The sequence below is a fragment of the Neoluteolibacter marinus genome, from assembly GCF_014904755.1.
In the GTDB taxonomy this organism is placed as follows: domain Bacteria; phylum Verrucomicrobiota; class Verrucomicrobiia; order Verrucomicrobiales; family Akkermansiaceae; genus Haloferula; species Haloferula marina.
In genome coordinates, this window is record NZ_JACZFQ010000050.1 from 20548 (window position 1) to 31655 (window position 11108).

Annotated in this window: 12 protein-coding genes; 1 reads left to right on the plus strand and 11 read right to left on the minus strand. The window is 66.2% G+C overall.

Annotated features, from left to right (window positions below; genetic code table 11):
• Positions 1-3 precede the first annotated feature (3 nt).
• The 11 genes from IG178_RS11460 to IG178_RS11510 form a co-directional block, all read right to left on the minus strand.
• A complete protein-coding gene (locus tag IG178_RS11460) occupies positions 4-363 on the minus strand; it encodes a TraR/DksA family transcriptional regulator (RefSeq protein ID WP_193212688.1) in 360 nt (119 codons plus the stop codon).
• Positions 364-417: 54 nt separating this feature from the next.
• Positions 418-1545 carry a glycoside hydrolase family 76 protein gene (locus IG178_RS11465; RefSeq protein WP_193212689.1) on the minus strand — a complete coding sequence of 376 codons (1128 nt, stop codon included), beginning with the start codon at positions 1543-1545 and terminating at the stop codon, positions 418-420.
• 24 nt (positions 1546-1569) lie between these two features.
• Complete coding sequence (locus IG178_RS11470) at positions 1570-2745, minus strand: HupE/UreJ family protein (protein ID WP_193212690.1); 1176 nt, start codon at positions 2743-2745, stop codon at positions 1570-1572.
• Between the two features lie 80 nt (positions 2746-2825).
• Positions 2826-3014: a hypothetical protein gene (locus tag IG178_RS11475; protein WP_193212691.1), complete on the minus strand. Its 189-nt coding sequence runs from the start codon at positions 3012-3014 to the stop codon at positions 2826-2828.
• A gap of 21 nt (positions 3015-3035) precedes the next feature.
• Complete coding sequence (locus tag IG178_RS11480; RefSeq protein WP_226895335.1) at positions 3036-4448, minus strand: purine-cytosine permease family protein; 1413 nt, start codon at positions 4446-4448, stop codon at positions 3036-3038.
• Between the two features lie 26 nt (positions 4449-4474).
• Entirely contained in the window at positions 4475-5671 is a 1197-nt protein-coding gene (locus IG178_RS11485) for a sugar isomerase (protein ID WP_193212692.1), read from the minus strand.
• Positions 5672-5764: 93 nt separating this feature from the next.
• A complete protein-coding gene (locus IG178_RS11490; protein ID WP_193212693.1) occupies positions 5765-6385 on the minus strand; it encodes a C40 family peptidase in 621 nt (206 codons plus the stop codon).
• Positions 6386-6439: 54 nt separating this feature from the next.
• Positions 6440-6751: a hypothetical protein gene (locus IG178_RS11495; RefSeq protein WP_193212694.1), complete on the minus strand. Its 312-nt coding sequence runs from the start codon at positions 6749-6751 to the stop codon at positions 6440-6442.
• A gap of 3 nt (positions 6752-6754) precedes the next feature.
• On the minus strand, positions 6755-7330 hold the full coding sequence (locus IG178_RS11500) for a hypothetical protein (protein ID WP_193212695.1): 576 nt from the start codon (positions 7328-7330) through the stop codon (positions 6755-6757).
• Positions 7327-8298, minus strand: coding sequence for a zinc-binding dehydrogenase (locus IG178_RS26185; RefSeq protein WP_193212696.1), 972 nt, complete (start codon positions 8296-8298; stop codon positions 7327-7329). The genes IG178_RS11500 and IG178_RS26185 overlap by 4 nt, the downstream gene beginning before the upstream one ends.
• 38 nt (positions 8299-8336) lie before the next feature.
• Entirely contained in the window at positions 8337-9599 is a 1263-nt protein-coding gene (locus IG178_RS11510) for a Glu/Leu/Phe/Val family dehydrogenase (RefSeq protein WP_226895337.1), read from the minus strand.
• Positions 9600-9696: 97 nt separating this feature from the next.
• Between IG178_RS11510 and IG178_RS11515 the strand changes: the two genes are divergently transcribed.
• On the plus strand, positions 9697-11108 hold a 1412-nt coding region (locus tag IG178_RS11515), incomplete at its 3' end, for a glycosyltransferase (protein ID WP_193212697.1).

An 11108-nucleotide genomic window follows, 5' to 3' on the forward strand; every position in this document is an offset into this window, starting at 1 on the left:
ACTTCAGGGACCGAGGCGGCCGGCGTCCTTGTCTTCCTGGCAATTCAGGCAGAGCGACGCCGACGGTTTGGCGCGGAGCCGGGCAAGCGGGATCTTTTTCCCGCAGTTCGCACACTGCTGGTAGGTGCCGGCGTCGAGCCGTTCGAGGGCGAGGTCGATCTTCTTCAGGAGGTTCTCGTCGTCCTCGGTGATCCGCGTTTCCACCAGGCTCGCGGTGGCATTCACCGCCTGTTCTTCCGGATCGCGCCGCTCGCGGTCCTCGACCGGGTCACCGGTGATGCGGTGGGCTTCCATCTCGCTCGCCACGCTTGCCCGTTGTTCAAGCAGCTGCTTGCGGAATCGATCGGTTTGTTGGGCGTCCATAACCCATGACCCTAGCGCAGGTTCGGGTCCCGCGCCGCCGCTTTCTTGCAGAAATCACCGGCGGGCCTGCGCCGGCATCTTGTCGGCGGCCTTCCAGAACTCCCGGCCGGCCGGCGTCCGGTGGTCGACCAACAGCCACAGCTCGCGGGCGAGCGACGCCTGGGTGATCAATGCCGGTGCGGGTGCCTTCTTCCAAGCCGCGTAGTGGGCGTCGGTGGTGCGGATCGCCCGCTGCAGGAAATGGTCGTCGCGGGTCGCCCGGTACAGCTCGAGATCGGCCTCGACCATCAGGTGGGTCCATTTCGGTGGATCGCGGTAGACGCGGGTTTTCGAGTCGAGCAAGCCGTCGGCGGCCTTGCCCATCCGGATCGCCTCGTCGAGGTAGAAGCGCTCTCCGGTGCGGGCGTGGAGGGACAGGAAAACGCGGAGCATCAGCCCGGCATTGTACGTGAGCTGGGCGCGGTTGACCTCGCCGTTGCCCACCTTGATCGCGTCGCTGAACAAGCCATTGGGCGCCTGCAGGGTCTTCACGGTCCACACCGCGATCTTTTCGCCCATGTCGTTCCAACGCTTGGCCGCGGGCTCCTTCAGGTGACGGGCGAGCCGGAAGCAACCGAGAGCAGCGGGCGCATTGACGCAGGTGTTCTTGCAGTCGCCCTTGTGTTGCTCGTGCCACCAGATCCCGCCGCCGGCCTTGTCGTCCCAGCCGCTGACCACGAACTCGAGCGTTTCCTCGGCGCGCTTGAGGTAGCGCGACTCACCGGTCACCTCGTAGGCCTCGAGGAAAGTCAGCACCATCCACGCGTTGTCGTCGTAATACTTGTCGTGGCCACCCTGGGTGCGCGCCGGCTCGTAGCCGGGAATCTCAGCCTTGAGATCCCAATAGGCCTCCAGGCCATCGAAGAACTTCCGCATCACCATGCGGTAGCCCTTGTCGTGGCGCGTCGCCCCGACCACCGCGGAAAACATCACGCCGCCGCCCCAGATCATCTCCGGCTCCTTGCAGCCGGACTTGCTGGCGTAGAGCCCCGACTTGCGGTCCCAGAAGTTTTTCTGGATCGACTCCATCACCTCGACCGCACGCGCCTCGTGATCGGCGGTCTCCGCCGGCGCGGCCGACGACAAGCCGGCCGCACAGAGGATCGCGGTGGCCAGCATGCGGACGGGAACGGAGGAGATCATGACGGGGTCAGCTTGCGGGAAGTTTCATCCCATGAGGCGTTCCACCGTCCAGTACAACCCGACCACCGCGATGAGCGCCGAGGCGACTTTCCGCGCGATCTGGAACCCCGGCTTCTTCAACCAGAAGAAGGTCACCGCGAAGGCCAGCGACAGCACCGTGACCTGGCCGAGCTCGACGCCGAGGTTGAAGCCGACCAGAGGCTCGACAATCGATCCCTCCGGCAAATCGAGCTCCTGCATCACCGAGGCGAAGCCCATGCCGTGCAGCAAGCCGAGCCCGAACACGAAGGCAACCCGCCACGGCTTGAGCTCCTTCACCCACAGGTTCTCGATGCCGACGTAGGCGATGCTGAGGGCAATCATCGACTCGACCAGCCGTGCCGGTGCCGTGAACACGCCCAGCACCACCATGCCGAGGGTGATCGAGTGCGCCACGGTGAAGGCGCTGGTTTGCCACAGCAGCGGCTTGAACTTCGGTTGCAGGAGGAACAGGCCGAGGATGAACAGGATGTGATCCAGCCCCTTCGGCAGGATGTGTTCGAAGCCGTGGACGACCCATCCCCACAGCGTCGATTCCTCGCTCTCCCCGGTGCGGCCATCGGGCTCGATGACCATCAGTTCGAACGGGTCGTCGCGCGGGGCGAGCCGGATCACCGAGATCCGTGGCTTCTTTCCCGGCCGCGGGGTGATCAACTCGAGGGCCAGCGGTTCATCCTCGTCATCGTTCCACATCAACTTCAAGGGGCCCGACGCGCCGGGCGGCAGGGACCCTGTCAGATCGACACGGACCACCGCGGCGCCCTCCGCGGTTTCCTCCAAGGTAGGGACTTCGGTGGTGTAGTCCGGGAACTCGAACTCGGCCCGCAGCGGCTGGTTGTCGAGAGTCAGCAGGAAGATGTCGGTGAGAAACTGCCGCGCGGTCTCGCGCATCACTTCGTGATCGGCTGCATCCAGGGTCGCGGTCCAGTCGTTGCCCGCCATCTTCGGGTCCCCGGGCTCACCCGGCGGGACCTTCGGCCCGTCCTCCGGGTAAAGCGCCCACGCTTCCAACCAGACCGAGGCGTCCCACTTGCCTTCGCCGGCCGTGAGCTCGGCCCGCACCTGCTTCATCGCGTGGCCTTCGGCGATCCCGGTGACCAGCACGAGCCAGAGCCCGATGGCCCACCATTTCCGAATCTGTGCTGCGAGTCCCGCGGTCATGAGCGGACCTCTACGGCAATTTCATGCACAGGGCTATCACGACCTGCTGCAGGATGCCGCGATCCCTCGGCCGGAAAACTTCAGTCTTCTTTCTTCATCCACAGCGGCGCGGTGACGAACCACAGCAGCGTGCCAGCCATGATGAGGTTCTTCATCATCACCTCCCGCGCGGCATCGTCGCCCGGCAGGCCGCCGTTCATGAACAACACGGGCGGCACGATCGTGAGCAGGAGCGCGATCGCGCCGAGGATCATCAGGATGGGTTTCATCGGAACGGGAAGTTCAGGTTCTCAGGCGGCGGAGCGGCTGCCATTCATCAGGCGGGCCAGGACGAGATAGAGGAGACCGCTGCCGATCCACACCGGCAGGGTGACGTAGGTCGGCGCGGGCAGCTGGAAGTGCTTGTAGACCGCGTAGCCGGCGATCACCGGAACCAACCAGGCCAGCAAGGCGGCGACATTGAAGCTGCGTCCCACGGTGGCAGCCCAGTTGGCGGTGATGCCCGCCTTCCGCGACATCCAGAAGTCGACGAAGATGATCGCGCCTACCGGGGCCAGGATCATGCCGTAGATGCCGACGAAGTTCAGCAGGGTCATGGCCAGCGCGGGGAACAGGCCGGCGACGGTGCAGACGATTCCGGCGATGAGCGTGGAAACGGTGCGCGGCATGCCGGGCATCACCCCTTGGAAGGCGAGGCCGGCGCGGTAGAGCGTCGGGTTCGCGGTGGTCCAGCCGGCGATGACCACACAGATCAGGCCGGCCCAGCCGACCGCGTCGTTGACCATGTCGCCGAGCGGCGCACCGCTGGCCGGTTCGGCCCCCTTCACCCGTACCCAGTAGGCGAGCAGCAAGCCGGCGCAGAGCCAGGCGACGCAGTGGCCGAGGAACATCCCCGCCGACGAGGCCCAGCCGGCATTCGGAGACTTGGCGAAACGCAGCACCGACAGGTCACCCATGCCGACGTGCATGGCCGCATTGCAGAACCAGGCGAAGAAGAACACGCCCCAGAAGCCGACCTTCGGCTCGACGCCGGGCATCACCGAGATCGCCTCGATGAACGAGGTGCCCGGCATTTTCCCGAGCACCGACAGGCCGCAGGCGAGGAAAATCAGGAACATCCACGGCGCGGCGATCTTGCCGACGCGGGCCACCAGGCCGTAGCCCTTCATCGCGACGAAGGTCATCGCCGCCCCGATGCCCAGCACCAAAAGGATGTAGCCGATCCCGGTCGGATAGCGGGTGGCGAAGTCGGGCATCGTCACCTGCGGCAGGATCGGCCCGAAGGCGGTGGCCGACACCGTGATCATCGCCCCGGCGAGGAAGCAGAACAGGATGCCGTTGGCGAGGTTGTAGACCGTGACCAGCTGGCGGCCGCAGATCTGCTCGAGCTGGTTGTAGAGCGTCAGCCGCGCCCGCGTGGCGATCGGCGCGGTGATGTAGCGCCAGGAAAGCGTCGCCGCCAGGTTGCCGCACAGCAGGCCGAAGATGAGCTGCCAGCCACCGACCCCCCACTGGGCCAGGAACATCGGGCCGATCAGGAACTCGGTGCCGGCGGTGTGCTCGCCGGCGTACATCCCCCAGAACGCGCTGGCACCCTTGCGGGCCTTCGCGGGAACGGGTTCGCGTTCGTATTCGTTGGGGGCGTGGATGGCCTCGTCGAGGACCTCCTCCGCGTGGTGGATTTCTTCCTGGATCTCGCTCATCTGGGTTTTTCGGCGGAAGTACTAAATCAAGCGTAGCTGTGTTCGGTGGCGATGCCGAGGTCCTGGCGGCGCTTCGCCCGCTCGGCCGCTGCCTTCTCGGTGTAGCCGGACGCGCGGTGGGCCTGGAGCGGATCGGCGGCGAGGCCCCGGCCAACCCGCCAGTCGCCGAGCATCGCGGTGACGTCGGTGTTGTAGGCCTTCTTCAGGCAGATCTCGGCATCGACGATGTTGCCCTTCCTCTGGGCCGCGGACAGCGCCTCGTGGTCGACCAGGGCGGCCTTGGCATAGAGCTCCTGGGCGGTGCAGACGGTCTGCAGCATGGCCTCGATCTTCGGCTTCAGGTTGTGCGACTGGTCGATCATGTACTCGATCTCCGGATAGGCGCCGCGCTCGCGGGCGAAGCCGTGGATCTCGTGGAAGATGCGGAAGATCTGGTAGGGATCGATCGAGCCCAGCGTGAGGTCGTCGTCGGCGTAGCGGCGGTCGTTGAAGTGGAAGCCGCCGAGCATTTCCTCGTCGAGCAGCCAGGCGACGATCTGTTCGATGTTCTGCGAGTTGTAGTGGTGACCGGTGTCGACCAGCACCTTGGCCTGCGGGCCGGCTTTCTTCGCGGTCAGGAAGGACATCCCCCAGTCGGCGAGGTCGGTCTGATAGAAGGCGGGCTCGAAGGGCTTGTATTCGACCAGCATGACTTGGTCCGCGGAAAGGTGGGAGTGGGCCTCCTTCAAGGCCGCCTCGAAGCGCTGCTTGCGGGCGCGGATGCTGTCCTGGCCGGGGTAGTTGGTGCCGTCCGCGAACCACAGCGAAACGGCGCGGCTGCCGGTGACCTGGCCGAGCTTGATGCAGTCGATGATGTGGGCCAGCGCCTGGTCACGCGCGTTCTCGAACGGGCTGCCCACCGAGCCGAGCTTGTAGATCTGGTCCTGGAACAAGTTCGGGTTGATCGAGCCGATGCCGATCCCCAGCGCCGCGGCCTTCGAAGCGACAACCGCGGGGTCGGTGCCCGGCGCGAAATCCCACAACACGTGCGCCGCCACCGTGGGGCAGCAGCCGGTCAGGCGGTGGACATGCGCCGCGTCGGCCAGCTTGTCGTCGAGGTCGATCGCCGCAGCGGGCTGATGGAACTTCCCGAACCGGGTGCCGGTATCGGAGTATCCCCACGACGGGGTTTCGATGCGAAACGAGTCGAGGGCCTGGTGAACGGTTTGGACGGGATCGGGCATGGCGGGGACGCTTCTGGAGCAACGCGGCACTCATAAAAGTAACGTTTCTTATGAATTCGCAAGCCTATTCCTCCGCGGCGCGATTAATCCCGATCATGATCCTGCCTCCGGTAGCCCGAAGCCGAGGAACTTCCCCTTGGATCCGGCGCGCGGCAGCCTGAAATCGAAGACCCCGTAGCCGTTGCGGGCGATTCCCCGGTAACTGCGGCCGTCGCTGGACCCGATCATGACCGGCCGGTTGTCGGACTTCTCGTGACCGAGGAAAATCTGCACGTGGGAAACAGCGACCTCGCGGCCGTCCCGCGGCGTGTAGGTGCCCGTCCAGAACAGCAGGTCTCCCGGCTTGAGGGTGTCGAACAAGGGGTCGTCCAGGGTGGCGACAGCCGCGGGCACCTCGCGGAGAGCCCCTTCCTCTTTCACCCAGGTGAATTGGGCAGCGGAGGTCCGTGGCGGCTCCATGCCGGCCCGGCTCAGGACAAAATGAACCGATCCCGAACAATCGAGTCCACCCTCGGCAGGATCCTCCCCGCCGAACTGGTACTTCAGCCACTCCCCGCGGGCCGCGAGGGCCAGGGCTTCGTCGACGATCTTCTTCCTCAGCCCCGACAGTCCCGCGTACTCAACCAGGTTCTCCCCGGTGATCACGCCCGGCCTGACGTTCTCCGCGGCCATCACGGCCGGGAACAACAAAAGGGGCAACAAGCGGGCGAGCATCGGTCACCCTAACACCATTTCCCCGCCGCCGCCACGACGGATTGGCGCTCCGGCTCAGTAACCGGACTCGGCGATGATCTTCATCCGTTCCTTCAACACATGTTGATAGACCAGGCCGCCGCCCATGCAGATCACGCCGAGGAACACATAGAGCCAACGCAAATTGCTGCGGTCGAGGTTCCCGATCCAATGGTCGGTGATGGTCGCCGACACCGCGCCCAGCGAAAAGAACAAGGCCGAGTAGAACCATGCCTTGGCGAGTTGGTGCGGGGCACCGTCGGGAACGAAATATCCGCCCCAGCAGGCGAAAGCAGCCAGCAGGGCCAGCAAGATGCCGACCCGGACCGGTGAAAAGGTGAATTCCATGCCTCAGGAAGATGCCCGGACCCGACCCTTGATCGAGCTGAATTCCACTTGTCCGGTGCGGATCAGTGCGGCCATGGCTTCCCAGTGGTCCCTGAAAGTCGCGACGTCCACCCACTGGTTGCGCGACTTGAGTTCCCGCAACAGGCCGGTCATCCGCAACTCGAGATCGGTTCCTTCCGGAAGGCACGACCGCCAGCGGCGCACCGCCTCGAGCAGACGCAGCGGCCCGGCGAGGAACAACTGGCTCAGGCTCCAGGCAAGCGAGGACACCTGGTTGACGCGATACTGGGCGACAAAGGCCCCCGCGGACTCCACCTCCGCTTTCCACATCACCGCGTCCGAAAGGTCCGCTTCCACCTTGCCGGTTTGGAAACGTCTCCACCCGCTGGCGGTGACAATGACCAGGGCGGTCGCGGGCACCGCCCAGGACAACCAGGGAGGCTGCCCCGGTGGCAACATCCGGATCGCCTGTCCCGTGACGAAGAAAAAGAAGCACCACGCCAGGCCATAAGCGATCAAGCCGGTGCCGACATTCCACACCGCCAACATCCTCTGCTTGCGGTTGAAGGACCGGATCATGGCACGAACAGGACCTTTCCATTCCGCTCGCCGCCGGCCACCCGCGCCAGCGCTTCCCCTGCTTGCCCCAAGCCGAAAATCGAATCCACCGGCAGCGTCAATGTGCCCGCTGCCATCAAATCCGCCAGCTCGCCGTAGACTTCTTGCAACTCATCCGCCGATGCATCCTCGATCCAGCGCGTTATCCATAATCCCCTGAACTGCAGGTCTTTGAAAATCAGCAAACCGTTCGGCACGGTCACCGGCCGGCGTGCCATCGCGCCATAGGTGACGTGGATGCCGCCGGGCGCGAGCAGGTTCATCAGGCGCAGCGCGCTCTCACCGCCGACGCAGTTGAAGGCCAGTGCCGCGCGCTCCCGGCCGAGCGCGGCCTTCGCCTCGTCCACGGTGCCGTCGCCCTCGACCAGCACCTGGTCGGCGCCGAGCGCGAGCAATTCGTCGCGGACCTCCGGCCGGCGTACGAGGTTCATCGTACGTATTCCCAGCGACTTCGCCAGCACGATCACGCAACGGCCGACCGCCGAGTTCGCGGCGTTCTGGACGACCCACGATCCCGGCAGGGCGGTCTCGAAACCGGTCAACAGCCGCCACGCCGTCGCCGGGTTCACCTTGAGCATCGCCGCCTGCTGCGGATCGATCCCGTCCGGCAGGCGGAAAAGGTGACCGCCGTCGAGCTGGACGTGGCTTGCCCAGGTACCGGCACGCCGCAACAGGATCGCCCGGTCGCCGGGCGCGAACCCGGGATGGCGGCTTTCGACCACCTCGCCACAACCCTCGATCCCCGGCATGGCGGGCAGTTCCGGTTTCACCCCGTAGGTGCCTTCGATGAAATTCAGGTCGGCGGGGTTCAGCGGGGCAGCCAGGATTTTCAGCTGCACCTGTCCGTCCGCAAGCGGGGGAAGGTCCAGGGCCTCGAGCTGCAGGACCTCGCCCGGTTTGCCGAACTGGTGGAATCGGAGTGCTTTCACGGAGAACGATGTAGGGCGGGCAGCGGGACCCCGCAAGTTCACGGGAACAGCCCGCGTTGCGACTTCACGTCGGCCACGGTCTTGATCGCCAGTGCCTGGGCCGCCATGCGGTGGGGCAGCTTGTGGCGTTCCGCGAAGTGCAGCACCCGGGTGAAGGCATTCTCGAGCATGGTTTCGAGCTTGGTCAGCACCTCGCGCTCGGTCCACTGGAAGCGCTGCAGGTTCTGGACCCACTCGAAGTACGACACCGTCACCCCGCCCGCATTGCAGAGAACATCGGGGATGACGAAGATGTCACCGCGGCGGTTGATCACCTCGTCGGCCTCGGGCGTCGTCGGGCCGTTGGCAGCCTCCGCCAGCACCTTGCATTTCAGATGCGGAGCGTTGTCCCCGGTGATCACCATGTCGGTCGCCGCCGGGATCAGGATGTCGCAGGGCTGGCACAGCATCTCCGCGGGGTCGATCAACTCCGCCTCGGGGAAGCCCTTGATCGTGCCATGGGCCGCGACGTGGTCGCGCAGCTTGCGGGTGTCGATTCCCTTCGCGTTCCAGATCGCCCCGCTGACATCCGAGATCCCGGTGATCTTCACCCCGGAGTTGGACAAGCCGTAGGCCGCGTGCGACCCGACATTGCCGAAGCCCTGCACGATTGCGGTGGCCGAGGTCAGGGTGACCCCCAGCTTGTTGAGCGCGCGGCAGGCGAGGAACGCCACGCCATGCCCGGTCGCCTGGGTGCGGCCGGCGGATCCCTGCAAGGTCAGCGGCTTGCCGGTGACGATGCCCGGGATCAGGCGGCCGGCGTGGGTCGAGTAGGTGTCAACCATCCAGGCCATCGTCTGCTCATTGGTGCCCATGTCCGGCGCCATGACGTCGATGTCCTCGCCGATGAACGGGATCATCTCCATGGTGAAGCGCCTGGTCAGGTGCTCCAGCTCCGTCATGCTCATGGCCCGCGGATCGCAGGCGATGCCCCCCTTGCCGCCGCCGTAGGGCAGGTCCATCAGCGCGCACTTCCAGTTCATCCACATGGCCAGCGCCGCGACCTCGCCGAGATCGACGTTCGGATGATAGCGGAGGCCGCCCTTCACCGGCCCGCGGGTCAAATGATGCTGCACCCGGTGACCGAAATAGACCTTCGTCGAGCCGTCGTCGTGGCGGATCGGCACCGTCACGGTGATCAACCGCTTCGGCCACTTGCACCGCTCGCGGAGCTCGTCATTGAGCTCCAGGAAGTCCGCCACGCCGTCGAACTGGGTAGCCGCCATCGCAAAAACCGGGTTTCTGAGGAGTTCCTCGCGCATGCCTCCTTTCTAACCGCAATCGCGGCGATGCCAACGAATCGTTTTGAAGCCGCTTGGCGCTTGGATGTTCGGTCCCGCAACCTACGATCCTCCCCCGATGGAGCCGCTGAGCGTCGATGGCAAATTCTTCCAAGCCGGAGGAAGGCGGATCGACGTGCGGGCGGTGACCTACGGGCCCTTCCCGGGCGGTTGGCCGGCGGACTTCATGCCGGACTTCGAAGCCATCGCCGCCACCGGATTCAACGCGTTGCGGCTCTATGAGATGCCGGACCGGGCATGCCTCGACGCCGCCCGGCGCTGCGGTCTCCGGGTCTTCGGCGGCCTGCGCTGGCCGCACGCTGTCGATTTCCTCGCCGACGACCGGATCCCCGCCGCCGCCCGCGTTTCCCTGGCCGAGTCCCTCCGCGCCGTGGAAGGCCATCCCGCCCTCGCCGGCGTCTTCGTGACCAACGAGGTTCCCGCCGACCTGGTGCGGTGGATGGGGCCGGTGCGGGTCCGCAAGGCGATCGAGGACCTGATCGCACACGGCCGGCAGCTCCGGCCGGACATCCTCTGGAGCTACGGCAACTATCCGAGCACCGAATACCTCGAACCGGAGAACGCCGACTTCACCGCGTTCAACGTCTATCTCGAGGACGAGGGCTCGTTCCGCCGGTATCTGCGGCGCCTCCACCATGTCGCCGGCGACCGGCCGCTGATGATCTCGGAATTCGGCCTCGATTCGCGCCGCAACGGGACCGCCCGCCAGGCCGCGTCGCTCGCCTGGGCCATCCGCGTCGCCCGCGAGGAAGAGGTCGCGGGGATGACCACCTACGCCTGGAGCGACCGCTGGTGGAATTCCGGGATGGAGGTCGTCGACTGGGACTTCGGCCTGGTCGACCGCGAGGGGCACCCGAAGCCCGCACTCGCCGCGGTGACGGCCGCTTGGCAGGATCAGCCGTCCCCGCCCCCGGAGCCGCGCATTTCCGTGATCGTCTGCACCCGCAACGGCGCCGGCCGGATTTCCGCCTGCCTCGACTCGCTGCTGCGGCAGAGCCTGCCGGCCCACGAGATCATCGTCGTCGACGACGGTTCGACCGACGAGACCGACAACATCGTGGTGGGCTGCTACCCGCAGGTGCGGCTGATCTGCCTGGAGCCCGGCGGCCTCAGTGCCGCGCGGAATGCCGGGGCCGAAGCCGCCGGCGGCGAAATCCTCGCCTTCACCGACGACGACTGCGAGGCCGATCCGGACTGGCTCGCCAAGCTCGCCACCGCGTTCGTAGCCGGCTGGGACGCCTGCGGCGGACCGAACCTCCCTCCCCCGCCGCGCGGCGACGCCGGAGCCATCGTCGCCGCCGCCCCCGGCGCACCCAGCCACGTGATGATCGACGACAGCGAGGCGGAGCACCTTCCCGGCTGCAACATCGCGGTACGACGGACCGCGTACTTCGACATCGGCGGCTTCGACCCCGCCTTCACCACCGCGGGCGACGACGTCGACTTCTGCTGGCGCCTGCGCGACCGCGG